The organism is Paraburkholderia sp. HC6.4b (genome assembly GCF_014200875.1).
Taxonomy (GTDB): Bacteria; Pseudomonadota; Gammaproteobacteria; order Burkholderiales; family Burkholderiaceae; genus Paraburkholderia; species Paraburkholderia tuberum.
This window is the reverse complement of sequence record NZ_JACHDC010000008.1, coordinates 1-26,045: the sequence shown is the minus strand read 5'-3', so window position 1 is coordinate 26,045 and position 26,045 is coordinate 1. Positions and strand designations below refer to the sequence as shown.

General features: G+C 58.6%; 21 protein-coding genes and 1 tRNA gene. 16 read left to right on the top strand and 6 right to left on the bottom strand.

Annotated features, from left to right (window positions below; genetic code table 11):
* Positions 1-51: 51 nt before the first annotated feature.
* The gene (locus HDG34_RS13770) at positions 52-1,266 is read right to left on the bottom strand and encodes an MFS transporter (RefSeq protein WP_184060830.1); all 1,215 of its coding nucleotides are present in this window, start codon (positions 1,264-1,266) and stop codon (positions 52-54) included.
* A 251-nt stretch (positions 1,267-1,517) separates the two neighbouring features.
* Here HDG34_RS13770 and HDG34_RS13765 point away from each other — a divergent pair, with 251 nt between their 5' ends.
* From HDG34_RS13765 to HDG34_RS13755, 3 genes are all read left to right on the top strand, one after another.
* Entirely contained in the window at positions 1,518-2,180 is a 663-nt protein-coding gene (locus HDG34_RS13765; RefSeq protein ID WP_184060829.1) for a HugZ family protein, read from the top strand.
* Between the two features lie 404 nt (positions 2,181-2,584).
* Positions 2,585-2,887, top strand: a complete 303-nt coding sequence (locus HDG34_RS13760; protein WP_008921239.1) for an H-NS family nucleoid-associated regulatory protein — start codon at positions 2,585-2,587, stop codon at positions 2,885-2,887.
* Between the two features lie 284 nt (positions 2,888-3,171).
* Positions 3,172-4,455, top strand: coding sequence for a cation diffusion facilitator family transporter (locus HDG34_RS13755; protein WP_184061031.1), 1,284 nt, complete (start codon positions 3,172-3,174; stop codon positions 4,453-4,455).
* Between the two features lie 63 nt (positions 4,456-4,518).
* On the opposite strand, the gene HDG34_RS13750 is transcribed toward HDG34_RS13755, so the two are convergent.
* The 3 genes from HDG34_RS13750 to HDG34_RS13740 form a co-directional block, all read right to left on the bottom strand.
* Entirely contained in the window at positions 4,519-4,977 is a 459-nt protein-coding gene (locus HDG34_RS13750; RefSeq protein WP_012431468.1) for an Lrp/AsnC family transcriptional regulator, read from the bottom strand.
* A 90-nt stretch (positions 4,978-5,067) separates the two neighbouring features.
* Positions 5,068-5,700, bottom strand: a complete 633-nt coding sequence (locus tag HDG34_RS13745; protein ID WP_090802665.1) for an exonuclease — start codon at positions 5,698-5,700, stop codon at positions 5,068-5,070.
* On the bottom strand, positions 5,697-6,341 hold the full coding sequence (locus HDG34_RS13740) for an MBL fold metallo-hydrolase (RefSeq protein WP_184060827.1): 645 nt from the start codon (positions 6,339-6,341) through the stop codon (positions 5,697-5,699). The genes HDG34_RS13745 and HDG34_RS13740 overlap by 4 nt, the downstream gene beginning before the upstream one ends.
* Positions 6,342-6,989: 648 nt before the next feature.
* On the opposite strand from HDG34_RS13740, the gene HDG34_RS13735 reads away from it, so the two are divergent.
* Positions 6,990-7,595 carry a septal ring lytic transglycosylase RlpA family protein gene (locus HDG34_RS13735; protein WP_184060825.1) on the top strand — a complete coding sequence of 202 codons (606 nt, stop codon included), beginning with the start codon at positions 6,990-6,992 and terminating at the stop codon, positions 7,593-7,595.
* A gap of 120 nt (positions 7,596-7,715) precedes the next feature.
* On the opposite strand, the gene rsmI is transcribed toward HDG34_RS13735, so the two are convergent.
* Positions 7,716-8,600: a 16S rRNA (cytidine(1402)-2'-O)-methyltransferase gene (rsmI, locus tag HDG34_RS13730; protein ID WP_184060823.1), complete on the bottom strand. Its 885-nt coding sequence runs from the start codon at positions 8,598-8,600 to the stop codon at positions 7,716-7,718.
* Positions 8,601-8,688: 88 nt separating this feature from the next.
* Between rsmI and HDG34_RS13725 the strand changes: the two genes are divergently transcribed.
* The 5 genes from HDG34_RS13725 (at position 8,689) to HDG34_RS13705 (ending at position 11,152) form a co-directional block, all read left to right on the top strand.
* Positions 8,689-9,111 carry a YraN family protein gene (locus HDG34_RS13725; protein ID WP_260321178.1) on the top strand — a complete coding sequence of 141 codons (423 nt, stop codon included), beginning with the start codon at positions 8,689-8,691 and terminating at the stop codon, positions 9,109-9,111.
* Positions 9,112-9,253: 142 nt separating this feature from the next.
* Complete coding sequence (locus tag HDG34_RS13720) at positions 9,254-9,841, top strand: phosphoheptose isomerase (protein WP_062125567.1); 588 nt, start codon at positions 9,254-9,256, stop codon at positions 9,839-9,841.
* Between the two features lie 26 nt (positions 9,842-9,867).
* A complete protein-coding gene (locus HDG34_RS13715) occupies positions 9,868-10,659 on the top strand; it encodes a BON domain-containing protein (RefSeq protein ID WP_184060819.1) in 792 nt (263 codons plus the stop codon).
* Positions 10,659-11,012, top strand: a complete 354-nt coding sequence (locus tag HDG34_RS13710) for a c-type cytochrome (RefSeq protein WP_184060817.1) — start codon at positions 10,659-10,661, stop codon at positions 11,010-11,012. The genes HDG34_RS13715 and HDG34_RS13710 overlap by 1 nt, the downstream gene beginning before the upstream one ends.
* 64 nt (positions 11,013-11,076) lie before the next feature.
* Positions 11,077-11,152: transfer RNA gene (locus HDG34_RS13705), tRNA-Ala, on the top strand.
* A gap of 240 nt (positions 11,153-11,392) precedes the next feature.
* Here the strand turns inward: HDG34_RS13705 and HDG34_RS13700 are convergent.
* Positions 11,393-12,082: a DUF4145 domain-containing protein gene (locus tag HDG34_RS13700; RefSeq protein WP_184060815.1), complete on the bottom strand. Its 690-nt coding sequence runs from the start codon at positions 12,080-12,082 to the stop codon at positions 11,393-11,395.
* Between the two features lie 150 nt (positions 12,083-12,232).
* Here HDG34_RS13700 and HDG34_RS13695 point away from each other — a divergent pair, with 150 nt between their 5' ends.
* From HDG34_RS13695 to HDG34_RS13665, 7 genes are all read left to right on the top strand, one after another.
* Positions 12,233-17,239, top strand: a complete 5,007-nt coding sequence (locus HDG34_RS13695) for a type ISP restriction/modification enzyme (RefSeq protein WP_184060813.1) — start codon at positions 12,233-12,235, stop codon at positions 17,237-17,239.
* A 24-nt stretch (positions 17,240-17,263) separates the two neighbouring features.
* Entirely contained in the window at positions 17,264-18,001 is a 738-nt protein-coding gene (locus HDG34_RS13690; protein WP_184060811.1) for a hypothetical protein, read from the top strand.
* Between the two features lie 20 nt (positions 18,002-18,021).
* Complete coding sequence (locus HDG34_RS13685; protein WP_184060809.1) at positions 18,022-18,885, top strand: hypothetical protein; 864 nt, start codon at positions 18,022-18,024, stop codon at positions 18,883-18,885.
* A gap of 31 nt (positions 18,886-18,916) precedes the next feature.
* The gene (locus HDG34_RS13680; protein ID WP_184060807.1) at positions 18,917-19,690 is read left to right on the top strand and encodes an HNH endonuclease; all 774 of its coding nucleotides are present in this window, start codon (positions 18,917-18,919) and stop codon (positions 19,688-19,690) included.
* Between the two features lie 1,533 nt (positions 19,691-21,223).
* A complete protein-coding gene (locus HDG34_RS13675; protein ID WP_184060805.1) occupies positions 21,224-24,109 on the top strand; it encodes a hypothetical protein in 2,886 nt (961 codons plus the stop codon).
* A 244-nt stretch (positions 24,110-24,353) separates the two neighbouring features.
* On the top strand, positions 24,354-24,884 hold the full coding sequence (locus HDG34_RS13670) for a hypothetical protein (protein ID WP_184060803.1): 531 nt from the start codon (positions 24,354-24,356) through the stop codon (positions 24,882-24,884).
* Positions 24,885-25,813: 929 nt separating this feature from the next.
* Positions 25,814-26,005, top strand: coding sequence for a recombinase family protein (locus HDG34_RS13665; protein ID WP_311734757.1), 192 nt, complete (start codon positions 25,814-25,816; stop codon positions 26,003-26,005).
* Positions 26,006-26,045: the final 40 nt, after the last annotated feature.

Below are 26,045 nucleotides of genomic sequence, written 5' to 3'. Positions count from 1 at the left end.
CACGTGGGCCGTCAGGCTTGCGTGCCTCTTCTTTTTGGCGTTGCGTTTGCGTCAGATCTTCAAACGCCGCAGCACCTTCGGCCCGACGAGCGCGATCATCGCGGCGCACACGGCGACGACCGACAGCCCGATCGTCAGATTGGTCACCTGCGCGACCGCACCGATGATCACCGGTCCGAGCAGCAACCCGAAATAGGCCAGCCCCGCGACGTGCGCCAGTCCCTCGGCCGCGTGGATGCCCTTCACGCTCGCGGCCGCCGCGAACAGCACCGGCATCATGTTCGCGAGGCCCAGGCCGATCAGCGCAAAGCCGGCGAGCGCGGCCACCGGATTCGGCAGCAGCAGCGCGTCGACCATCCCGGCGCAGGCGAGCGCCGCACTGATCATCACGAGTTGCGGCGCGCCGAAGCGGGCGCGCACCGCGTCGCCGGCAAAACGCGCTGCCGCCATGCCGCCGGAAAACGCCGCGTAGGCGGCGCTGGCGAGCGCGGGCGTGGAGAGCACGACATCGCGCATATAGACCGTTGCCCAGTCGTACATCGCGCCTTCGGCGATCAGCGCGACCAGCGCCATCGTGCCGAGCGCCCACAACGCCGGCGAGCGCCAGCGGCTCGCGCGCGGCGTCGCGGCATCGGGATGCTCGGCGTGCGGCACGTGCGGCAGCACCGACGGGCACGCGAGCACCAGCACGAGCGCGCTGGCCGCCGCGGCGAGCGCGAGATGCACAGCCGGCGCCATGCCGCGCGACAGCAGCGCCCCGCCCACCGCCGCGCCGAACATGCCGCCAAGGCTGAACATCCCGTGCAGCGACGACATGATCGGCTTGCCGAGCGCCTTTTCGACGGCGCTCGCTTCGGCGTTCATCGCGACGTCGAGCGTGGCCATGCCCGCGCCGAAGACGGCCAGCACGACCAGCAGGATCCAGTACGCCGGCACGACGAGGACCAACGCGGCGCAGGCGGCCATCGCGAGGCCGCCGGTCAGGCAGGCGCGGCGCGTGCCGACCCGCGCGATCCACGACGCATTGGTCACCATCGCGCCGATCGATCCGCCCGCCACCGCGAACAACGCAAACGACAGCATCGCCGGATTCAGATGGAAGCGGTCGCGCACCGTCGGCACGTGCACGCCCCACGACGCGTACATCATGCCGGCGATGAAAAATACCGCCATCGTGGCAATGCGTGCGCGTTGCCGTGCGGTGACGGACAGATTGCGATGCGCGGCGGGCAGGACGGCGAATTCGGAGGCTTGGTGATCGGGCACGGAGGTCTCGAGGCGAAGTGCGCGAGAAAGCGCATTGAAAGCGGATCTTCGATTCTATCGAAGCGTGGTGGCGAATGCTTGGAGCCGTGGGATCGGGCGCATACGATTGATAGGCTAGGGGATGCAACCTGGCGGTATTGCCGGCTGTCATGCCATGGCACGCCGCAGTTGGTTTTTGCATTGCCGTGCGCGGCGGCTTTTCTGCCGCTCGCCGCTTTCCATTCATTCCTAATTCACCGAGGAACGCTCAGTTGAACATTCCGGCTCACGCTCCGCTGCATCTGCTGCACACGGCCACGGTCGGCACGCTCGCCACGCACGCTCGCCAGCCCGAGGGCTTTCCGTATCCGTCGGTGCTGCCGTTCGCGCCGGACGCGCGGCATCATCCGACGATCCTCGTGAGCCGGCTCGCGGAGCACACGCACAACCTGCACGCCGATCCGCGCGCCGGTTTTCTGGCCGTCGACGCACCCGACGGCGACGTGCTGGGCGGCCAGCGCGTCACGCTGCTTGGCCGCTTCGAGCCGGTCGGCTCGAGCCCGGAACTGGCGCGGCGCTACCTGCGCTATCACCCGGACGCGGAGCGCTACCTGATGCTGGGCGATTTCACGTTCTGGATCATGGAGGTCGAGCGGCTGCGCTACATCGGCGGCTTTGGCGCGATGGGCTGGCTCGATGGCGCCGAACTCGATCCGCTGCCGCCGCTTGCAGTCAGCGAGGAGGACGCGCTGATCGCGGAATTCGGTCACCGGCTGAGTGGCGCGGGCGGCGTCGAATTGCTGGGTGTCGACCGTTATGGCGCCGATCTGAAACGCAACGGCGTGCGCCACCGTTTCGCATTCGATGGCGCCCGGTCCGATACCGGGACATTGCACGCCGCGCTCGAAGTCTGCATCGAGCGGCATGCGGATTAAGTATTTATCGTTTATCGAGAAAGCGCGCGTGCGCTAGTCGCGACGAACGGGTCTGATCTTTGTCTCAATAGTGCGCGGTTTATCCAAGTCAAAGCTTTCATGCCGTGAAATGTTCGATGTGCAATGGACCGCTCAAGTCTCATTTCTTGATAGTTAAATCATGTAAATATGCAGATGAGTGGACTTTTTTAGCGACATGCGAAATCAGCGATTAGAAAGGCCGTAGTCCGACCCAAAAGCAGCGCAGGAAACTTTTTGAAACGAATTTAAATTAATTTTTTCCGGTTGCTTATCCAGCCTTTCTATTTTGTGTTAATCTCGCCGTCAAATTCCGAGGCATGAAACCTTCAAAGGCGAGTCGGCAAAAGACCGGCGGTCATTTATCCATACCACAAGGGAAACCTATGTCTTCTTACAAGGAACTGCTCGCACAGCGCGAGAAGCTCGAAAAGCAGATTGAAGAAGCGAAGTCGCGCGAATACGCGGAAGTCTTGAATGAAATCAAGCAGAAGATGGCGGATTACGGCATTTCGCTGAGCGAACTCGGCGGCGGCCGCGCACCAAAAGGCGCTAAAGCGAGCCGGCCGCGCGCAGGCGTCGCTCCTAAATATCGCGATCCGGAAAGCGGCAGCACATGGTCCGGTCGTGGCAAGCCGCCGCGCTGGATTGCAGGTCTTGATCGCGAAAAGTTTCTGATCCAGAAGTAATCACGATCAGGCGGGCAGTGAGGGTTGGCCGCACGTAGTACGAATAGCGGCAATCCACCGCGTTTATAGCCTGCTGCAGAATCTGAAAAAGCCGCGCACCGTTCAGGGCGCGGTTTTCGTCATTTGCGGCGCCGACTTTTTGTCGCATGCGCTTCAGGGCAACTGGAACGCGAATGCTTTTCGTTTAGATAAGCGATTGATTTAAAAAGGTTTTTTCCGCTTTTCCCTGCACGCGCGATTCGCGGCGGGTACAATAACAATAATTGACCTTTCCGCCTTTCAGCATGCAGTCCGCCGCGATCGCCCAAACCACCGAGAAACAACGCGTTGCGCGCAAAAGTACTTTTGCGAGTATTGCGCTCAATAGCGTGTTGATGACGCTGCAAATCGCCATCGGCACGATCGCGCACTCGCAGGCGCTAGTTGCCGACGGTATCCATTCCCTTGCCGATCTTATTTCCGATTTTGTCGTGCTGATTGCCAATCGGCACAGCGGGGCCAAGCCCGACGCGGATCACAATTACGGGCATAGCCGTTATGAGACGGTGGCGTCGTTATTTCTCGGCGCGCTGCTGATCTCGGTCGGCGTCGGCATGTTGTGGCGCGCCGGTACGCGGCTCGCCGACATGCAAAATATTCCCGCCGTCCACATGAGCGCGCTCGCGGTCGCGGCGCTCGTGCTGGTCAGCAAGGAAGCGCTGTTTCGCTACATGCTGCGCGAGGCGAAGCGCGTGCGTTCCGCGATGCTGATCGCGAACGCATGGCACGCGCGCTCGGACGCGGCGTCGTCGCTGGTGGTGGGGATCGGCGTGATCGGCAGTCTCGCCGGCTTGCGGTTGCTCGACCCGATCGCGGCGGCCATCGTCGGTTTCATGGTCGCGCGCATGGGCTGGACCTTCGGTTGGGACGCGCTGCAGGATCTGTCGGACCGCGCGCTCGACGAAACCGCCGCGGCCGACATGCGCGCATTGCTGATGTCCACCCCCGGCGTGCGTGACGTGCACGAAATGCGTACGCGCAAGATGGGCGATTTCGCGCTCGTCGACGCGCACATTCTGGTCGATCCGATGATTTCGGTATCGGAAGGGCATTACATCGCGGAGTCGGCGCGGCTGCGTGTGCTGACCGACAAGCGCGTGCTCGACGCGCTGATCCACGTCGATCCGGAAAACGATGCGCTCGCGCATCCACCGGTCGATCTGCCGCCGCGGGAGCGCGTGACCGCCGAGGTCGACGCGGCGCTGGCGGCCTGGGGCTTGCAGGCCGCTGGGATAAATCTGCACTACCTGAGCACCGGGCTCGACGTGGAGGTGGTGTTACCGGCGGCGGCGTCCGTTGAAGGGCGCGCTGCAGACGGCCCAGAGGCCGCGCGTCTGCTGGAAAGCGAGGCGCAGTCGCTTGGGCGCGTCGATCTGGAGGCGCTCAAGCGTCGTCTCGGCGCGCGCAAGCTAGACGTGCTGCTGCAACGGGATATCTCGGCCGCGCAAGGTGGTTCGGTGGCGGAACTCAAGACCGGCGTCGCCCCCGGCGGTCGGTCAATCGCCACGGAGCCTCACAACGCCGCCTGAGTCCGATGAGTTTCGGACACCCGATGCCGCGAACCTTCATGCCGCCCGCGGCGGCGGCATGCGTCACAACGGCAACTGCGTATCGAACTTGATTTCGCGCAGCACGACGCTCGTCCGCACCTGCGCGACGGCTGGAATCTTGAAAATGCGTTCGTGCAGGAAGCTGTCGTACGCCTTGATGTCCGGCGCGACGATCTTCAGGATGTAATCGGATTCACCGGTCGTGCTGTAGCACTCGGTCACTTCGGGGCAGGTGGCGATTTCCCGCTCGAACTGCTCGACGCCGCCTTCGGTGTGGCGCGTCAGATGGATATGCGCGAGCGCGCACACATGCAAGCCGAGTTTTTCGCGATCGAGCAGCGCCGTGTAGCGCTGGATCACGCCCGACTGTTCCATGTCCTTGATGCGCCGCCAGCACGGCGTGCTCGACAGCCCGACCTGGTCGGAGATTTCCTGCACGGAACGACGTGCGTCGAGCTGCAGTAGGCGCAGGATCTTCTGTGAGAACGTATCGAGTGTCAACTGCGCCTCCGTTAGCGTCGCCGTATCAACGCATGGTAGAGGGCGCGAAAACGAAACGCAATGTAAAACGGCTCTCGCGAGCGAGATTGCCTAATTTACCGGGTCGGGAGCGGCGTTTTGCCCTGAGCCGTCCCCATCATCCTTGCCATCCCCCGGCAGCTCGGGCTGACGCGCGCGCAAGTCCTTCAGCATGTTGCAAAAGAGGGCACCCTGCTCGATCGCGTCGTCGAGCGCGACGTGCGTGTGCGGATGCTCGTCGAACCAGTGCTTCGGAAAGCGCGGCTTGATGTTCTTGCGGTACGGCAGGCCGGTCATCGCGAACGCGAGCGTCTTGATGTCGAGCGCCGACCACGAAAACGGGCAGCGGCCGACGAAGCGCATCATGTACCAGAACATATAGGTGAAGTCGAAGCCGGCGGGCATCGCGACGAACACCGGCTTGCCCGGCAGCGCCTCGACCCATTCGACATAGGCGGTCAGGGCGGCCTCGGGTTTCTGCAAGTCCTGGCGGCAGGCCGCCCATGCTTCCGGCTGGGTCTTCCACCACGCTTCCTGAACCGGATGCGGCGCTGCGCCTTCGAGCAGTTCGAGATTCGCCGAGAACGTCGCGATCAGCTGCTTGTCTTCGGTGTATGCGGCGGATGCGAAGCTCAGCATCGAATGCGGGCCGGGGATCGGGCCGTCCGCTTCGACGTCGGTACTCACATAGATTTCGCTGCTCATGCGCCCACTCCGTCTGCGACGTAGGGATTCGTGCGGCGCTCGGCGCCGAACGTCGAGGTCGGGCCGTGGCCGGGCACGAACGTGACGTCGTCGCCGAGCGGCCAGAGTTTGTCGCGGATCGAGCGGATCAGATCCGCATGATTGCCACGCGGGAAATCCGTGCGGCCGATCGAGCCGGCGAACAGCACGTCGCCAACTAGTGCAAGCCGGTGCGCGCGGCTGAAGAAGACTACGTGGCCCGGCGTGTGGCCGGGGCAGTGGTAGACCTCGAGGGTTTCGTCGCCGAAATGCACGGTGTCGCCGTCTTGTAGCCAGCGGTCCGGCTCGAAGGCGTCGGCGGCCGGGAAGCCGAAGCGCGTGCTCTGGTCCGGCAACTTGTCGAGCCAGAAGCGTTCGTCGGGATGCGGACCTTCGATCGGCACGCCGTAGTGGCTGGCGAGTGTCTTCGCGCCGGCGCAGTGATCGATGTGGCCATGGGTCAGCAAGACCTTTTCGACGGTCACGTTCTGCCGCGCGATCTCGCGCTGGATCATGTCGAGGTCGCCGCCCGGATCGACGACGGCAGCGTGCCCGGTGGCCTCGCAAACGAGCAGCGAGCAGTTCTGCTGGAACGGCGTGACGGGGATCAGGGTGACTTTCATGGCTGGACGACGCGCTGGGAAAACGTTGATTGTACCGGGCCTCGCGACAGCCTCCGCCGCCCATGCGACGGGGCCGGCTCACGGCCCGTCTCGGACTTTCGTATGTCCATTTTTGCGATAAATGTGAAGATTGATCAAGTTTTTGAGCAGCTCACCATCCCAAAAAAAAGTTTTGGGTATAATGGACTCCATGCACTAGGAATTGTGCTGCCACAAGGCGATGCGTTCCCACAAAAAGGGAATGCCGCTCGCCGTTCAAGTAAGGGCTGTCGGAATACCGACGGCCATCAGTATCGATGCGTTCGATGCACACGTCTTGCCCAGCCAGGCGCCGCGCGCCTGCTACGGAATTAATCTCCGTGACGCTGGGTGGGGCCTACGCCGCCGTTCCTGCGCGCTGAGTTGCGCGCGCAAGAACGTGTCATTGCCACGTTCAGTTGGCGGCATGTGGGGTCTGGTCAGGCTGCCGGGGACAGGTTGCGCCAGACGTGAAAATTAACCGTGCGGTAGCGGCTGAGTGAGCCGTATCCGGGCTTTGACGTACTGCGCATTTTCGCGCGGCGCGTTGTCGTCCCTACCGCCGGAGCCGCAAGCAACATACCCAGCAGTTTGCGGGTGACGCGGCTCGACAATGTGATTGCACGTCTTATGAAAACTCGGCTAACCCGTGGTGTAGGGACTCTTTTTGCCTTTTTTGTACTGGCCGGCTGTGCCACGCCTCCGGGCGCGCCCGATACGTCCGCGAACGACACGCCGCAAAGTACAAAGAACATGCACCTGAGCTCTTTCGGACCGCAATCGTTCGGTAGCGCGCCGGCCTCGAGCCCGAGCGCGTCGAACGCGCCCGCGTCGCCGCTGGCTGACGCGCAGCCGCTCACCGACGACGGCGTCGACGTCGCGGACTTCCATCAGATCGGACGCGCGTCATGGTACGGACGCTTCTTCCACGGCCGCCGCACCGCCAATGGCGAGCGTTACGACATGCATGCCATGACGGCCGCGCATCGCACGCTGCCGCTCGGCTCGTACGTGCGCGTGACCAATCCGGCCAATTCGCGCTCGGTGATCGTACGGATCAACGACCGCGGCCCATACGCCCGCGGCCGCGTGATCGACCTGTCGATGGCGGCCGCCGCCATGCTCGACATGCGCCACACCGGCACCGCGCGGGTCAAGATCGAAGGGCTCACGCAGCAGGAAGCGCGCGCCGAGCTGAACGAGACGCTCGCGTCGAACTCGGATTCGAACAAGTGATGTGACGTTACGTGGCGATGATGCCGCGTCGGCTGAACCAACCGTCTGCAGAAAATCGAAGGGCCGCGACATGCGGCCCTTTTCTGTTGCCGTCAGCCTTTTACCCGCCGGGCCCGACCCTCACGTTTCGGGCTTGTCTTCCTTCAGCGCCAGCGCGCGCGCGTACAACGCGTGGCGCGATGCGCCCGTGAGCGCCGCCGCGACCTTCGCCGCGCTGCTCACCGTCAATTCTTCCAGCAGGATGCCGAGCAGCGCGTCGTGATCGTGCTCGCCGGCCGCTTCGGGCGCCGCGCCTTCGACCACCAGCACGAATTCGCCACGCTGCCGGTTCGCGTCGGCAGCGAGCCACGTTGGCCCTTCGGCCAGGGTGCCCTGGTGCAGGGCTTCGTGTAACTTCGTCAGTTCCCGCGCGATCAGCAGACGGCGTGTGCCGCCGAACACATCGGCGAGCGCCTGCACCGTCTCGACGATCCGGTGCGGCGCTTCGTAGAACACCATCGCGTGAGGATGTTGCGCGAGCGCCTGCAAGGCGGCGGCGCGCGCCTTCGGCTTCGGCGGCAGGAAGCCGAGGAACGAGAACGTCGCGGCCCAGTCGCCGGTCGCGCTGAGCGCGGTGGCGAGCGCACTCGCGCCGGGCAGCGGGACCACGACGAAGCCGGCCTCGCGCACGGCATCGACGAGCTTGGCGCCGGGGTCCGAGATGCCCGGCGTGCCCGCGTCGGACACGTAGGCCACGCGCTCGCCGGCCTGCAGATACTCGATCACGCGCTGCGCGGCGGTGCGCTCGTTGTGCTGATGCACGGCGACGAGCGGCTTCGAGATGCCGTAGCGCGCGAGCAACTGACCGGTGTTGCGGGTGTCCTCGGCGGCGATGCGATCCGCGAGTCCGAGCACGTGCAGCGCGCGCAGCGTGATGTCGGCGATGTTGCCGATCGGCGTGGCCACCACATACAGCGCGGCGGCGGGGTACTGCTGCCCTTGCGCGAGTTCGGAGAGAGGAGTCATGACACGGAAGACACAAACAGACGGAACGAGGCCGACATTGTGCCATGTGGGCTTGCGCGAGCAGGCCGTGCCGAACACTGCGCAAAAGATGCCCATACACGCCGGTCCAAAAACCGCCCACAACTTTTCCTGCGCTCACCAGTCCAAATCCGTCGGCGCGGCTTTCGAAGCACGCGCGCGAGAATATTTGCAGCGCCAGCGTCTGCGCTTCGTGGCGCGCAACGTCACCTGTCGGGGCGGCGAGATCGATCTCGTGATGAGTGATCGTGACGGCGCGCTGGTGTTCGTCGAAGTTCGCGCGCGTGCGCAGCGGCATTATGGCGGTGCGGCTGCGAGCATCGGTTGGCAGAAGAGACAGCGCATCGTGCGAGCGGCGCGGCACTATCTCGCGACGCGCGCCACGACGAACCGCGGCCCGCGCGACGAACCCGCGTGCCGTTTCGACGTCGTCGCGTTCGAGAGCGGCAGGCTCGTGTGGTTGCGCGATGCGTTTCGCGCCGACGAAGTCTGACCGACAGCGCAGACAACGCGCGTGAGTGCGATAAACTTGCGCTCGCGTGCCGCGCGAACTCATCGGCGGCCACAGCCTGGCAGTATGACTTCACAACACGGCCGCGCAGTGCGGTCCATTCGCGGTAGAAGATAGAGACTCGATGTCAGTCGAACGCATCCAACAACACTTCCGCGACAGCGCGGCAGTCAAACTCGAAGCCCTCGAAACCCTGTCGATGCCGATCGCCGCCGCGATCGACACGATGTTCGCCGCGCTCGCCAACGGCAATCGCATCCTCGCGTGCGGCAACGGCGGTTCGGCCGCCGACGCGCAGCATTTCGCGGCCGAGCTGATCGGCCGCTTCGAGCGCGAGCGGCCAGGTCTGCCGGCCATTGCGCTCAGCACCGACACCTCCGTGCTCACCGCGATCGCCAATGACTATTCGTTCGAACAGATCTACGCGAAACAGGTCTGGGCGCTCGGTCAGCCCGGCGACGTGTTGCTCGCGATCACCACATCCGGCAATTCCGCGAACGTGCTCGCCGCGATCGAAGCCGCGCATGAGCGCGAAATGATCGTCGTTGCGCTGACCGGCAAGGGCGGCGGACGCGCGCAGGAGGTGCTGAGCGACACCGACATTCACGTGTGCGTGCCGTCCGACCGCACGGCGCGCATCCAGGAAGTGCACCTGCTGACCATCCATTGCCTGTGCGACGGCATCGATGCCATGTTGCTCGGCGAAGACTGAGACTGATTTCGAAGGAGAGCTAGTTGATGAGCGTTTTCCGCATCAAGAAGACACTGGTGAGAACCGTGCTCGTGGTCGGGTTCGCGGCGGGTCTGTCGGCCACGCTGCAAGGCTGCTTTCTCGCTGTCGGGGCCGCGGCGGGCGGCGGCGCGCTGATGGCGACCGACCGCCGCACGCTCGGCGCGCAGACCGAGGATCGCGAGATTCAGGTGAAGGCGCTGTCGCAGATCAGCCAGAATCTGCCGGACTCCGCGCACGTCAACGTCACGGTGTTCAACCGCCGCGTGCTGCTGACCGGCGAGGTCGCGGGCGAGGCGTCCAAGCAGCGTGCCGAGAGCATTGTGCGGAACATGAACAACGTGAATACGATCGTCAATGAACTGGCGATCGCGCCGGCGAGCTCGTTCTCGTCGCGCACCAACGACACCTACCTCGAAACGCGCGTGAAGACCGCTCTGATCGCCGAGAAGAACATTTCGGCGAACAATTTCAAGGTCGTGGCCGAGCGCGGCAACGTCTATCTGATGGGCCTCGTCACGATGAATGAGGGCAATATCGGCGCCGACGTCACGAGCCGCGTGCCGGGCGTCGTGGAGGTGGTCAAGGTGTTCCAGTACATCCAGCCGCAGGAAGCCGAAGCTGCTGCGGCCGCCGGTGCGACGGCGCCGGTGGCCGCCTCGCAGCCCGAGGTCAGCGAGCCGACGGTCGGCGCGATTCCCGATTCGTCGGTGAGCGCGCGGCCGCTCGATCAGCAGGCGCCTGCGCCGGTCAACTCGTCGACGTCGGTGCGACCGGGTAATCCGAAGGCGGTGCCTTGATGCGCGGTATGACGCGTGCGGGTGTCGTGTTCGCGTTGGTGGTGGGCGCGCTCGCCGGCACGATGACGTCGGTTGTTCGCGCGGGCGAGGCGCCGCGCGGCCAGCAGGTCGCCGCCGCGAATGCGTGCATGGGCTGTCACGCGGTCGATCGCAAACTGGTTGGTCCGTCGTTCCAGCAAATCGCCGCGAAGTACAAGGGCGACGCGCAGGCGCCGGCCAAACTCGCGCGCAAGGTGAAGGACGGCGGCTCCGGCGTATGGGGCATGATTCCGATGCCGGCCCATCAATCAATGAGCGATGCGGACATCCGCGCGGTGGTCGACTGGGTGCTCGCGGGCGCGCCGTCCAGATGAGGTTTTCCCGGGGCTGGAGGCTTGGCAAAAGGGAAAATGGCTGTGCTAGAATTATTTTTGTGTTGGGGGGGTAGCTCAGCTGGGAGAGCGTCGCGTTCGCAATGCGAAGGTCGGGAGTTCGATCCTCCTCCTCTCCACCAATAAAATCAATGGCTTAGCCGATGGCTAGGCCATTTTTTTTGCGCATTTCTTCCGTCGTTACTTGGTTTGACACCCCGCGAGGGTGACATGAGGGTGACAGGACAATTACCTGTCTGAGTCGAGGATGACACATGCTGTGATGTGGGGTCAACAGTGGTGGCTGTTCGTCGTCGAGGCAAAAGGCACCGCGTCTGGCAATCGGTCAACAGTCTTCGTTGTCCTAGCAGCAGGTCCCACCTCTATCCGTCAACGTCAATGGGGCGGCCCTCTTCCGCGATTCGATTTTTCTCGCGCAGCAACGCCAGAACAGTTTCCCGGTCGTCGTAGAAGTCGTGGAGGAGATGTGCTGCATACTCCTTCGCCGTTTGGACTTCGGTTGGCGTGACCTCACGCCATTTTTCGTGCAGCACGTAATTTCCTAACGTCCGAATTTCGTCATGCGCACGCTTGCGGCGCGAAGCAGTGATTACGCCATCAGCGGCGGCGAGGTCGATTTGCTGTTCAAGCGACGTGCCCTTCTTTAGCTTGTATCCGTTAGCACGCAGCGTCGTGTCGAGCACGGACCGAAACAACGCTGCAGCCGCCCGGTAGCATCCCGCTTCGGCGCATTCCTCACCTTCACGGAATTCCTTGACGATACCTTCTGGAACGGCGGTACGTAAGATTTGACGAATTTCGGCTTCAGGGTAGAAGTCGGCTAATTCTGGATGGTCCCCGTGCAAATTCGACGCCAAAAGCGTGATGAGTGCGCCCGCACCGCATCCCGTGCACCGAGCCAACCTGTATATCTCGGTTTGACCGGCGTCAACTTGACGGAATATCTGCCCGTATGGCCCGCGCTGTGGATCGCCGATAAGGAATGACGTCAGTGCACCGCTGCAAGTGGGGCAGTTTGCAACGACGTGTCCATGTTCGTTCATTGTCGCCATGATTCCGGCCTCAGTTTGAATTGAGTCAACCCGCATGCTGCGGGTATTTCCCGCATTATGGAGATTCGGAAAGATGCCGATATACCAGACTGGGGCGGCATAATGTCGTCCTTGCGGCCCGTTCGGCCCGATTCCCTAATTACCAACACTATGACCGCCCTCGAAAAACTGCTCGATACCTTCCGCCAAGCCGCCGTCACGGAACGGGAGAAAGGGACCTACTTCGAAGAGTTGATCGTCTGTTATCTGCGGAACGAAGCCACGTACCGCGACCTATACAGCGATGTATGGACGTATGCGGAATGGGCGGACCTGCAAGGACTGGACAAGCGAGACGCCGGTATCGATCTTGTGGCGAAGACGCATGGTACCGGCGAATACCACGCCATTCAGTGCAAGATGTACGCGTCGGAATATCGCGTACAGAAAAGCGACATCGACAGCTTTTTCACTGCGTCGGGCAAGAAGCCGTTCGCACAGCGGGTCATCGTCGCAACAACTAACGCGCCGTGGAGCGAACACGCTGAACACGCCTTGTTTGACCAACAGCCGCCCGTGTCGAAGATCGACCTGTTCGCTCTGGAAAGCAGTCAGATTGATTGGAGCAAGTACCAGCCGAAGACTGCCCCAATTATCAAGGCGAAGAAGTCGCTGCGCGACCACCAAACCAATGCCCTGAATGGCGTGATTGCGGGATTGGCCGATGCCGACCGGGGTAAGCTGATAATGGCCTGTGGCACAGGCAAGACATTCACCAGCCTGAAAGTCGCCGAAACATTGGCTGGCGCTGGCAAGCGGGTGCTGTTTCTCGTTCCAAGTCTTTCCCTACTGTCACAGACTTTGACGGAATGGACGCAGGAATCGGAGACGCCGCTTCACAGCTTTGCCGTATGCTCTGACAGCGATGTGGGTAAGAAGCGCAAAAAGGAGGAGGACTCCGTTCAGACCTTCGTCCACGAACTGCGATACCCGGCTACGACGGATGCCACAAGACTGGCTTCGGAGATGCTGAAGCGACACGACGATGACCATATGAGCGTCGTATTCAGCACGTACCACTCGATTGATGTCATCAGTCGGGCGCAGAAGGAACAAGGGCTGGCCGACTTCGACCTTATCGTGTGCGACGAAGCGCACCGCACGACCGGCGCGACGTTCGACAGCGAGGATGAAAGTACCTTCGTCCGTGTGCATGACGCTGGTTACATTCGCGCCGCCAAACGCCTGTACATGACGGCGACCCCGCGTATCTATGCGGATACAGCAAAGGCAACCGCCGAACGAGACAACGTCGCTCTTTGTTCGATGGACGACAAAGCCTTGTATGGCGACGAACTGTTCGTCATAACCTTCTCCGAAGCAGTCAGGCGTGGGCTGCTGGTCGATTACAAGGTGATTGTGCTGGCGGTCGAGGAAGCCCACGTAAGCCGTCGTCTGCAAGACTTGCTGAAGGACGAGAACAACCAGTTAAAGGTTGACGATGCGGCGAAGATTGTCGGCTGCTGGAAGGCAATGTCGAAGCAAGGATTGGCGGAAGAGTTGGTCGGCGACGGTGATCCGATGACACGCGCAGTCGCATTCTGCCAGGTTATTGAAATCTCGAAGGGTGCCAAATCTCACAAAGTCAGTTCGAAGCAGATTGCCGGGATGTTCCAGGAGGTCGTCGAGGCTTATCAGAATGCTGAAGCGACTGAGGAGTTTGAGCAAGCAGTCCGTCTGACTTGTGAGGCCGAACACGTTGATGGCGGGATGAATGCTAGTCAGAAGGAAGCAAGGCTGGCGTGGCTGAAGGCCGATGCGCCCGAAAACACGTGCCGCATCCTCAGCAATGTCCGTTGCCTGTCCGAAGGCGTGGATGTCCCCTCCCTCGACGCCGTGCTTTTTCTTACGCCACGCAACTCACAAGTGGACGTGGTCCAGTCGGTCGGACGCGTCATGCGCAATGCGCCCGGTAAGAAGCGCGGTTACGTCATTTTGCCGGTGGTCATCCCTGCGGGCGTCGAGCCGCACGAAGCCCTCAACGACAATCAGACTTACAAGGTCGTGTGGCAGGTACTACAAGCCCTTAGGTCGCATGACGATAAGTTCGACGCGATGGTGAACAAGCTGGACCTGACCGGTAGGAACACCAGCAAGATGGAGATTATCGCCATCACCGACAAGGTCCAGAAGAAGCAACCTAAAACAAAGGGCACGAAGAATAAGGTTGCGGGTAAGGGCAGATTCGGTATCGGCGACGTGGTCAAGAAACAGACCCAACCTAACCAAGGCGAACTTGAATTCGAGATCGGCGAGATCGAGAAGGCGATCTACGCCAAGCTGGTGCAGAAGGTCGGCAACCGCCATCATTGGGAAGATTGGGCCAACGACATAGCGAAGATTGCCCGGACCCACATCGACCGCATCACCGGCATCATCGAAAACCCAGACAATGCGAACGAGCGTGAAGCCTTTGATGCCTTTGCACATGAATTGCGCGATGACCTGAACGGCAGTATCACGAATGGCGAAATCATCGAGATGCTGGCGCAGCACCTGATTACGAAGCCAGTATTCGACGCCTTGTTCGAAGACTACAGTTTCGCAAAGCACAATCCGATGTCGCTTGCCATGCAGGACGTGCTGGATGTGTTGCAAGAACACCGGCTGAACAAGGAAGCCGACACGCTGGAACGGTTCTATGAAAGCGTGAAAATGCGTGCTGAAGGCATCGACAACGCAGCGGGCAAGCAGAAGATCGTCGTCGATTTGTACGATAAGTTCTTCCGCAACGCCTTCCCGAAGATGACCGAGCGGTTAGGCATCGTCTACACGCCGGTTGAAGTCGTGGACTTCATCATCCATAGCGTCGCCCACATATTGGAAGCCGAGTTCGGTCAGACGCTTGGCAGCAAGGGAGTCCACATCGTCGATCCCTTCGTCGGCACCGGGACATTCGTCACGCGGTTGCTGCAAAGCGGATTGATTAAGCCGGAAGAACTGCCGCACAAGTACAAGCACGAAATCCACGCCAACGAAATCGTGCTGCTGGCCTACTACATCGCCGCGATCAATATCGAAGCGGTCTATCATGGAATCGTCGGCGGCGAGTACCAACCGTTCGAGGGTATATGCCTCACCGATACCTTCCAAATGTATGAGAAGGAAGACATGGTGGATGCGCTATTGGTCCAAAATAGCGCCCGCCGCAAACGGCAGAAGAAGCTGGATATTCGTGTCATCATGGCAAACCCGCCATATTCGGTCGGTCAGACCCGCGCCAACGACAATAACCAGAATATCGCGTATCAGCATTTGGACAGCCGCATACGTGGTACCTATGCGGCACGCTCGTCTGCCACGCTTAAAACCGCTCTCTACGACAGCTACATCCGCGCAATTCGCTGGGCCAGCGACCGGATCGGCAAGAGTGGTGTGATCGGTTTCGTGACGAATGCCGGGTTTCTTGAAGCAAACACTGCCGATGGCTTGCGAAAGTGTCTGGCTGACGAGTTCAGCAGCATCTACGTATTCCATCTACGTGGTAATGCACGCACGTCAGGGGAACTGCGTCGCAGAGAGAAAGACAACGTGTTCGGTATGGGAAGTCGCGCTCCGGTTGCTGTCTCGATTCTGGTCAAGAATCCGGACGCCGCGCAGCACGGCCAGATTTATTTCCATGACATCGGGGATTACCTGAGCCGCGAAGAGAAGTTGGAAAAGATCGCCGCGTTCACCAGCATCGCCGGGATTGGGGCCATCAACGGCTGGCAGGTCGTCATGCCCGACAAATACGGCGACTGGCTGAAAAAACGCGATGATCGATTCAGCGAGTACATCGCGATGGGTGATAAGGACAGTAAGGAGGCGAGTGCGCTGTTCCTCAGCTATTCCAGTGGGGTCAAGACCAATCGTGACGCTTGGTGCTACAACGCATCACTGAAATGCTTGTCCTCAAATATGAGGCGGATGATTGACTTCTATAACAGCGAGGTAACTCGTTTTGGCAAAGCGCATGGTGGATCAGACAAGAAGACCCGCGAAAGTTCGGTTGCCAGCTTCATCGACGTCGATCCTGCAAAGATCAGTTGGGATCATGCTCAAAAACTTGGGGTGGGAAGTGGTCGTCTAGGTAAGTACAGTGAGACGGTATTAGTAAAGAGCCTGTATCGGCCTTTCACAAAGACTTGGCTTTACTTTGACCGTTTTTTTAATAACCGTGTCTATCAGATGCCGCGTATTTTCCCCGACCAGACGGCGACTAACCGTGTGATTTGCATTTCTGCGCCGGGTCCGGGTTCTGTCTCGGGCTTTACGGCGTTGATGTCCGATGCCCCGATTGACCTATGTATCGCCGCTACTATAGGGGGCACACAGTGCTTCCCACTCTATCTTTACGACGATGCAAGCAATGAAATCAAGTCCGAATCGATGCAGGGCGGTCTGTTTGATGCTTCGCAGCCAGCAAAGCATGAACGTAAGTGCCGCGATGCAATCTCCGACGAAGGGCTTGCTCATTTCCAGCCTTCTTATCCCGGAGAACAGATCACCAAGGAAGACATTTTCTACTACGTTTATGGTTTGCTGCACTCGCCTGACTATAGGATACGTTATGCCGACAATCTCGGAAAGGAGTTGCCGCGCATCCCATGCGTGAAAGCCGCTGCCGACTTCTGGGCGTTCTCCAAGGCGGGCCGGAAGCTGGCCGACCTCCACATCAATTACGAAACAGTCGAGAAGCACCCGTTGCAGATCGAAGGTAGCGGGCTGTTGCTGACCGATGCGGATTACCGTGTCGAGAAGATGCGGTACGGCAAGAATGGCAAAGACAAGGACCCGACGATGTTGATCTACAACGACAAGATCACGGCGAAGGGCATTCCCTTGGAAGCATATGAATATGTCGTGAACGGCAAACCGGCATTGGATTGGGTCGTCGAACGTCAGTGCGTGAAGACAGACAAGGACAGCGGCATCGTCAATGACGCCAACGATTGGGCCGTGGAAACGATGAACAATCCTCGCTACCCGCTGGAACTGTTTCAGCGGGTCGTGACCGTCAGTCTGGAAACGATGAAGATCGTGAAGTCATTGCCGCGTCTTGATGTCCAGCAGCTTGGACCAACTGTCGGCCAGTTGATGGAATCGAAGGATGCGCCGGACGCGCTGACTGCGTGATTGGCGGATCTCGGGGAAAGCCGAATGAACTGGAAGCAAATGTGGCTGTTCATGCGCCGTTGGCTTTGGTACACGATTCACGATGCGTTCGCGCAGACATTCGGATGGCTTACGCTGTTCGGCAGTTCGTTCGGCGGCTTCGTCCTTTCAAAGTTCGGCGTCCATGTGTCCAGCGACCCGTTCGTAAGCAACGTCGTCGGGGCAGCGGGCGGCTTTGTCATTGGTGTCGGCTTCTACGCGGTAGCTGGTTTCATCAAGACCCAGCGATACATGCAGCCGCTTGTCGTGACGGTTGCCGACGACGTGCGGTCGCCGGATTTCGCATTCAACGATCAATTTCGCAGCTATAGCGTTGCAGCCATCGTTCAGAACCGGTCGGACGTAGATCTGAAGGACTGTTCCGCCTACGTGATGAACGCGCCACTGTACGACGGATCAACCGGCCCGCGCTTCGTCGAAAAATTCGACCTTCCGCCAAAGGCAAAGAAAAGCGTCTTTGTCGCTTACTGGTTTTCTCGGGAATCGCCGAACCCGGACGACAAGGACATCGGCTTGGTCGGCCCCATTAGTGCCAGCTTCGGCGGTAACGCGTGTCGGATTCCTGGACCGGCGATCCTGCACATTCGAATCCATCCGCAAGACGCGGACAGTAAGGATATTTCATGCCGCGTGTGGATCGACGGGAATGAACGACGACTCAGGGCCGCCCCGCTGCCCGAAGCCACGCTCCGTGGCGCGACAATTGTGAGTCTGGAAACCTGAATCTTTAGTGGCGATCCAGTATGGCCGATTACTCGAAAAACATAATTGAAAGGTTGACGAACCGGGGGCCAAACGTCGGCTACTGCGCGATCTGCCGGGTGCATGGCCCTCTAACGAAAGATCACGTGCCGCCCAAGGGTTGCGGGAATATTAACGATTCAGTAATCAGCCACGTCTACGGCAGCAGCCCGGAGAAACCGGGCAAACCGGTTCTGTCTCAGGGGGGATCGCACTTCCGAACGATATGCGGGCAGTGCAATAACATGCTGCTTGGAACCGAATATGATCCTGCTTTAAGGGATGCCGTTCGCACCATTGAGGCTTATTTCCGAAGGGCAACGGTTAGTCGGTTGGCCTTGCCACGAACGCAACTATTCGACTACCAGCCGAACCGTTTTCTTCGTTCAGTACTTGGACATCTCTTGGCGGCAAATGCGGTTCCCGATGTGACGGTGAAGGATCGCGCCATTCCACTGGATGACGCGCTTCGGGCGTATGTGCGTGATTCTTCAGCAAGTTTGCCGGATGAGGTGTGCGTCTACTATTGGTTCTATCCGTATCGACGACGGGTCGTCATGAAGCACTCGGCTATGGGATTCTTGGGTGGGAACGGAACGGCAATATACGGACACGTCTTCAAGTTCTTCCCGTTTGGTTTCTGGATCGTGTGGAACGAAGAGGGCGACCACAGCAACCCCTTCAACCTTCGCCGACTTGCTGATTCATCGCCAGTTATATCGGCGTCTTCTCGTTTGGTGTTAGACCTGTCGCCGCTAAAGCCACTCAACTTCCCCGAAGCGCCCACTGACAATGGTATGTGGCTTGTGACGGACTACCTTGTCTCACAGGCAGAGGATCGACCGATGTCAGGTCGGATGACTTAACGCGTGACTCTCTCATTATCAAGAGAACAAAATGGCCTTCATTGATGTCAATGACCCCGAAGCCGTGCTGAAAGCCGTGGAAGAGTTCGACCGGTCCGGTCGGGACGCTTTCCTCGAAAAATACGGCTTTGGCAAAGCGAGAGACTATTTTCTGCTTATCAACGGCAAGCGCTACGACTCCAAGGCGATCTTTGGCGCAGCGCACGGACACCAGTTCCCGAAACTCGGGCCGTTAGGTTGGCGAGATTTCAACGGCGGGGCGACAACGGTCGAGCGAAAACTCGAAGCGATGGGATTTCGGATCGAACGGGGAAACGCGAAGCCAAACGGCGCGACGTTGAGCGTTGAGATGAGCGACATGCAGGATGAGGCCGAAGCATCGGGTGCATTTGATCCTCATAGTGTCGAAGACGCACGACGGAAGACCTTCGCCGCTATTGTCCAGCGACAAGGCCAGCGCGGATTCCGAAGTAAGCTGCTTCGTGCATACGGAGGGCACTGCGCAGTCAGCGGTTCGGGCGTAGTGGAAATCTTAGAAGCGGCACACATTGTTCCCTACCAAGGGCCGCAAACGAACCACGTCGGCAACGGTCTTCTGCTGCGCACGGACCTCCACACGCTCTTTGATCTAGGTCTGTTGGCGATTGAACCGAAGGCAAATGTCGTAATGATCGCCGCAGCGATGCGTTCCACGGAATATGGTGCGCTGCATGGGAAGAAACTGCGCCTTCCATCCGCCCCTCGGAATCGCCCAAGCGAAGCCGCGTTGGCGCACCATTACGAGAACAGTGGGTTAGCACTGTAGCGTTGTCATTCAGCACTGTTGGCGACCGTTGCGGGCGGCGCGTCATTGACTGCAACCCTTTCCCAGCGCAATGGTATGCCGCCGTGACCATTGGTACTGCTTCGACTGTTGCGTTCGTGGAAGCAGTCGGACCGTCGCCACCATTGCATTGTTGAACTGTCGGGTTCTCGGAGATGACGGTTGCTGTCGGCTGATGCCCCGTTGCACTTTATTGTTCGACTGTCAATGACTGTTGCCATTGGTACTGTAGGTGACTGTTTCAAACGGCAGCGACAAACCATACCAATGGTAGTGGGCCAATGCCACCACAGTGGTGGTAACCGGGCGCATTACCAATGCGGGACCATTGGTAGACGGTCTGTCAATGGTAGCCAGTGGTGTAGGTTCCAATGACCAACTGTACTGCACCACCGTTGCAATGGTGGACCGAGTGATCCTTTACTGGTCTACAGTTGCGTCACACTGTATAGGATTGCCAGGTGATGGTGACACGTCGTTCACCACTACTGTACCTGTCTGTCGGACCATCAGCCCACTGCCATGCAATGGTGGCACTCACTGTGCCAATGGTCGCCGCGCTGTTTGGCGGTCTGTTCCGTGACTGGTGTCATCGGTAACAATGGACTGGCTGGTGCCGCTGACTGATGACTACCAATGCTGGCAATTGCACGGTGGACTGATAGCACCCATCGCGACTGTCGCACTTGGTACCCGATCCAGTGGTGCGTTATTGTTGTGCCTGTTGCCTGTTGCCTGTTGCCTGTTGCCTGTTGCCTGTGATCGGTGATGGTAGGCGGTGACGGTATGGATATTGGTTGCCGGTGACGGGTAATCGTGGTTGGTGACTGTAGCCGATGGTAGTAGCCAATGACTGTCATCCGTTGCGTGTTGCAGTCGAACGATTGATGATTGATTGGTTGTTGCACTGATAAGGTTGCTGGCGACTGTTGCACCCGCGACTGTTGGCGATGGAAAACTCGCTGTCCCGACAGTCGTGCCAGTCCGTTCAATGGTTCAGCGGAACGGTGTCACTGTCGGTGGCCGACTGTTTCAGTCATCACGGATTCGTGAGCGCTCACCGGTGTTTCGGGCTATTAGTCCCGCGATCCGTGCTGACGATTCAGCACTCACCGGAAAAATGCGAGTGTCAATAAAGGCAAGGTGGTTCACAACGCTGTAGCTGGAATGTTGGCGCGATACCACAAAAAGGGTGCGGCGGCAACTCTTTATTGACGGGGGTTGCAGAATTTGAGATAATACAAATTCTCACAGCGGTGACAACGCATTTGGAAATGGAGTGTCATCGCGATGAGTATCAAGTGAAGGGTATTCGGCACCGTGCCGATAGCCCGCCTAAGCGGTGGCTTGTTCTGCTCACCGCGTCTATATGATTGTCTAGTCCGCCCGTCTCCACGAAAGTGCCGCGTGATCTCACCGGATTTGATTGGAGTGGGCGTATTTCTCCATAAAGCAGCCGTTCTGACCGCCCGCGCGTTGATATTCAATCAATTCGTTGGTCGATGAAGTACGGTCATGGCCGCGCGTAAGCTGCGCGGGACAATTCATTCCATGTATCAACAACAATCTACATACACGGAACCGGCGTGCGCCGCGTTCCAAGAAGGCAATATCCTGTCGGCGAATGCCGACGAAGCACCGGTCGCAGCGGTGTCGCAAGACTGCATCGACGGCATTACGAATGCCGCATTACAACAGCAGGCCGATCTGCCGCCGCCTGTCAGCCTGACGGTCCTGTTGTCGCCAGTACCTATTACCAAGTCGTTTTCATTGTCTCCCGAAGGCCAACTCGACAAACAGATACACGGCAACGTCTCGTCCGGCAAACTTCTCCTTCAGAACTTCGATTCCGTCGATGAGTTTGCCGAACTGCTTGAACTTCTGACGCCACAGCAGTGCTGCATCTACGGCGTCGCGCCCCATCCTGAAATGGAATTGATGACTGAGGCAGTGTGGCAAAGTGCTGGGCGTCCTAAGCACGCGATACCGCGTAAAGCATCCGCATTTGCGTGGCCTGCTGGTCTCGGCGTCCTCATGCTGGACTATGATGCACCGAAGGACGGTTCGGAACCGCTGGATCGCAACGATCTTTTTGATTTACTTCATTCTGTCTGCCCGGTGCTTGCAGAGTGCGATTCCGTGTGGATGCCAAGCACGTCCTCAGAAATCTACAACGCTGATACTGGCGAATGCCTTGCCGGAATTAAAGGGCAACGCATCTATTTCATCGTCGAAGACGCGGCTGATATTCCACGCGCAGGCAAAGAGTTGCTGGTTCACCTGTGGGCGGCGGGCCACGGCCACGTCGAAGTGTCATCGAGCGGTTCGCTGCTGGAACGGGGTGTTTTCGACTCGACGGTATGGCAGACAAATCGCATCGATTTCGCCGGTGGCGCCGACTGTAAACCTCCGTTGGAACAACGCCGTCACCCGTTGGTCCAGATAGCCGCAAAGCGTACCGTCGATACGAAGACCGTGATTCCGACTGCGCCCCCGGAAGTCGTCGCCGTTGCTGACAAGTACAAGGCCGCCGCGAGGATCGCTGTGGCAACCATAGCAGCACAGAAGCTCGACGAATGGCGCGAAGCACGGTTCGAACAATTTACGAAGTCAAATCCGACCATGCCTTCGGACTTAGTCACGCGCATGCTGGATTACGCTGTCGATCCACAGCGTAAGCAGCTCATGGCTGACTGGTCGATCACCGTGGTCGATCCTGAAGGCAATCATCAACCAGTGACTGTTGGCGAAGTCTTGGCTGACCCGCAGCGTTATGACGGAATGCTGACCCTTGATCCACTGGAACCCGACTACGACGGCGGACGTGTCGTCGGTAAGCTGTTCCTGTCCGGTCGCCAGAACCTGTTTAGTTTCGCCCACGGTGGCGTCAGCTTCGCGCTGTGCAACAAGGTAGTGAAAATCGAGAAGCGCAAAGGCTATGAACGCGAGATGGCCGACCATGTCATGAAGATCATGCGCGATCACCCGGAAATTTACGAATTCGGAAATTCGGTAGTACGCGTCATCGATGGCAAGCCTGTCGCGCTCAATGAGAATTCTCTTCGTTACTGGCTCGGTGGTATGGTCCAGTTCTATCGTCTGGTGTCCTCGAACGGTCATCAGGTCGAGGTTCTGGAAGACCCATCAGACAAGCTGTTCAAAATGATCCTGTCGCCGGGCGTTCCACGTAACTTCAAGCGGTTGAAGGCGGTGATTTCGGCGCCGACATTGCGGCCAGATGGCAGTCTGCTGATCGAACCCGGCTACGATGTTAAGACTGGACTGCTCCTTCAAGTAGATCACGAATTTGACATCACTGTTCCGATGTTCCCGACTGAAGAACAGGCACGGAAGGCGCTGGAAAAGCTGTGGTATCCATTCCGGCAATTTCCCTTCGTGGACCATCTCGGACGTTCGGCGCATCTCGCGGCGCTGTTGACCGCAGCCGTTCGACCTGCTGTGCCAGCCGTTCCGGCATTCGGTTATGACGCGCCAACGCAAGGTAGCGGAAAGACGTTGCTTGCACAGTGTGCCGCCTTGCTGACAACGGGTATTGAACCGGAGCTTTACCCGCCCGTCTATGACGATGCTGAAATGCGAAAGCGTCTGTTTGCAGCATTGCTGGCAGGTGATCGCGCGATTGTGCTGGATAACATTGTTGGCACGTTCGACAGCGCGTCAATGGCGGCCATGCTTACGACAGAGCAGTTCAAAGATCGTGTTCTCTCGAAGTCTGAAGTTTCTAGCGTACCGAACAACGCGGTCGTTCTGCTGACCGGCAACAACATGGTCCTGTCTGGCGACATGGCGAGGCGCGTCGTTGTCTGCCGCATCGATGCAAACGTCGAAACTCCTTTTGGACGATCTTTCGATGTAGACCCGCTTCCATACTGCCAGACGCACCGTCTCGAAATGATTGTCGCAGCGCTGACGTTGATCCGTTTCTGCCTGACATCCGCTGAGTTCAAGCCTGCAAGAGGACGCGTTGCTTCATTCGAAGAGTGGGACAAGTTCGTGCGTCAGACGGTCATTTTCATCGCGCAGACACTCGCACCGAACCAGTTCGGCGATGTAATGGACCTACTGAAGCAGAATCAGTCCGAAGACCCTGAACGTGATGGACTGCGCGATCTGCTATGCGCATTGCAGGCGTCCTTCGGCAGCCGTACATTTACAGCGAAGGAAATTTTTTCGGCTTGTGGTCGTGCATCTTCGTTCGATACAACCGATACAAGGTTGGACGAAGCCGTACTTGCAGTATCACCAAATCCGAAGCTCACCACCTCTGGAATCGGAAGGCTGCTGAAGTACCGGCGTGATCGCATCTGCGATGGTCTGTCACTGAAGGTCGCCAGCGACAATAAGAACGGGCGCACTTGGCGTGTAGTAGGCGGGTCGTAAAAGGAGATGTAGGAGGTAAAGGAGATAAAACTAAGTCCTTCAGAAAATTTATTAGCTAATCTTTAATAACTGAAGTGACTTGGTCGGAATTGTCTCCTTTATCTCCTTCGTCGCCCGCATTCAACAATTAACGGGGCTGGTACCCTGAATCCGCTTACAACCGGCTGGTCGCCATACGTCGCGCCTGTTGTCACTTATTAATCCATGACGGGCGTACAGCCCAACAAAATCCAAATAACCAACCATGAAACGAAAGAAAATCATTGCTGTAACTTCCCCGATGTACGAAGCCCTTTTCGGCGAAGACTCAAACAGCGACCTTCCCGCTGAAAATAAGCCTGCCACCGAAGGCTTTCCTATCAACGCTGTCGTCAGCCCCAATTGCGAAGAATATTGTGGCGAAGATAACGACAACAACGACGGGCCTTTCGAAAAGAAGCCTCGCTCTTTGGCCGAGATTTCTGAAGTCATTAAAATGCTTCGAAAGCAGATTTGGTATAACGTGAATTACCTGAACCTTCGAGAATCGATCAAAGAAGGCGAAATACAGGTCCTCAGCGACACCGAGTGGCATGCAATTAAATATCCAGAAAATCTGGACTACATCTCTGACGAAAGATGGGCCAGTGCGCAGAGGGCTGCGCAAAAGATCGAAGAGGAGATTGGTGCGGAAAACCTGGTGGTTATCGACGACATCGATCTGGAAAATTTGAACGGCAAGCTATCTGCACTCCGATATGCGTGTGGCGAGGAGTGGGAGCACTTGTACGCATAACCGCCCTATGTATTTGACTATTTTTTGTCTGCATGTGGGGCTGAGAATCGTGGAAAGGACCGCAAATTCTGGAAGACGTAAGGTATCGAACGCGACTGCATAAACCTCAGTGGTAAAGGCGACCTACGGTTATAACTGCGTGGTCATGCGCGGATATGACAATATAGACGTTTTCCAGTTGCTCGAATCGCGACGTGCGCCCATAGGTGCGATATAGCTGTCGCATCGCACGCCGTGTCATTGTTATCCGAATCGCTCCACGGCCATCGTGTTCGTGGTCTCCAAAATCCACGATAAGGGGAATGCAAGCATCCGGGATTCCACGTTGCTGGCAACGCATTTTCGAATGTTTGGTCCGCAAAATGCGTTCGAATCGATTCGATAGGTAATCGACATTTGAGTTGGATGATTCGCCCATGATTGATCTCCTCTGGTTAATGCGAACATTTTCCTCAGGGTGCTGAATAACTGCAAGTTCCCAAAAGAAGCCTTCTGTCGTGCTTGCTTTGCGCAATGACATCCAACTGAATAAACAATCGATTCGAATCCGACAGCCTACTCAGGGCGAATTTTTTGTCTGGGGGAAATGGCGATACTTAGACCGCGCACCTCATGGGACAAAAAGGCGTACCACCCTTTTGTCCGCCGTGCCTGTTGCTCAGGCCAGGTGCGCAGGGACGGCGCAATGCTTCTCCACAGCCAAGGTTGCCCGCGACGTCAGGCGGAGGACTATTGCATTGAGCGTGCCGAATGCAAGCCAAGTCCGATGATCCGCGAAGCGTACAAAAGGTAGTGCACTACCTTTTGTACGCAATGTCCGAAACCGAGCACTTGCGTACACACCTTTTCGATGTGTCCGAAAAATAGCTTGTATACGTTGCGTACACCTGGTACGATTCGTACCTCCTTTACGGACACATGAGGTGCGGATGACTCGACTATTTTGCTATTGCCGTGTTTCTACCGTCGATCAGACGACGGACAATCAAGTACAAGAAATCGAAGCAGCCGGGTTCACAGTAGCAAAGCAGCGAATCATCACAGAGACAGTTTCCGGTTCAGTGCCTGGGCGGCGACAATTATCTTGGCCGGTCGTTGACGATTGTTTTGGCCGGTGGTGAGGAGTCGGAGGCGGCGTAGCCGCCGGAGACGACGAACCAC

Excerpts from the sequence above, each read along its gene's own strand:
- HDG34_RS13760 (WP_008921239.1), top strand. The coding sequence starts at position 2,585 with ATGTCTTCTTACAAGGAACTGCTCGCACAGCGCGAGAAGCTCGAAAAG.
- HDG34_RS13755 (WP_184061031.1), top strand. The coding sequence starts at position 3,172 with ATGCAGTCCGCCGCGATCGCCCAAACCACCGAGAAACAACGCGTTGCG.
- HDG34_RS13745 (WP_090802665.1), bottom strand. The coding sequence starts at position 5,700 with ATGAGCAGCGAAATCTATGTGAGTACCGACGTCGAAGCGGACGGCCCG.
- HDG34_RS13740 (WP_184060827.1), bottom strand. The coding sequence starts at position 6,341 with ATGAAAGTCACCCTGATCCCCGTCACGCCGTTCCAGCAGAACTGCTCG.
- HDG34_RS13735 (WP_184060825.1), top strand. The coding sequence starts at position 6,990 with ATGAAAACTCGGCTAACCCGTGGTGTAGGGACTCTTTTTGCCTTTTTT.
- rsmI (WP_184060823.1), bottom strand. The coding sequence starts at position 8,600 with ATGACTCCTCTCTCCGAACTCGCGCAAGGGCAGCAGTACCCCGCCGCC.
- HDG34_RS13725 (WP_260321178.1), top strand. The coding sequence starts at position 8,689 with ATGCCCATACACGCCGGTCCAAAAACCGCCCACAACTTTTCCTGCGCT.
- HDG34_RS13720 (WP_062125567.1), top strand. The coding sequence starts at position 9,254 with ATGTCAGTCGAACGCATCCAACAACACTTCCGCGACAGCGCGGCAGTC.
- HDG34_RS13715 (WP_184060819.1), top strand. The coding sequence starts at position 9,868 with ATGAGCGTTTTCCGCATCAAGAAGACACTGGTGAGAACCGTGCTCGTG.
- HDG34_RS13710 (WP_184060817.1), top strand. The coding sequence starts at position 10,659 with ATGCGCGGTATGACGCGTGCGGGTGTCGTGTTCGCGTTGGTGGTGGGC.
- HDG34_RS13700 (WP_184060815.1), bottom strand. The coding sequence starts at position 12,082 with ATGGCGACAATGAACGAACATGGACACGTCGTTGCAAACTGCCCCACT.
- HDG34_RS13695 (WP_184060813.1), top strand. The coding sequence starts at position 12,233 with ATGACCGCCCTCGAAAAACTGCTCGATACCTTCCGCCAAGCCGCCGTC.
- HDG34_RS13690 (WP_184060811.1), top strand. The coding sequence starts at position 17,264 with ATGAACTGGAAGCAAATGTGGCTGTTCATGCGCCGTTGGCTTTGGTAC.
- HDG34_RS13685 (WP_184060809.1), top strand. The coding sequence starts at position 18,022 with ATGGCCGATTACTCGAAAAACATAATTGAAAGGTTGACGAACCGGGGG.
- HDG34_RS13680 (WP_184060807.1), top strand. The coding sequence starts at position 18,917 with ATGGCCTTCATTGATGTCAATGACCCCGAAGCCGTGCTGAAAGCCGTG.
- HDG34_RS13675 (WP_184060805.1), top strand. The coding sequence starts at position 21,224 with ATGGCCGCGCGTAAGCTGCGCGGGACAATTCATTCCATGTATCAACAA.
- HDG34_RS13670 (WP_184060803.1), top strand. The coding sequence starts at position 24,354 with ATGAAACGAAAGAAAATCATTGCTGTAACTTCCCCGATGTACGAAGCC.
- HDG34_RS13665 (WP_311734757.1), top strand. The coding sequence starts at position 25,814 with ATGACTCGACTATTTTGCTATTGCCGTGTTTCTACCGTCGATCAGACG.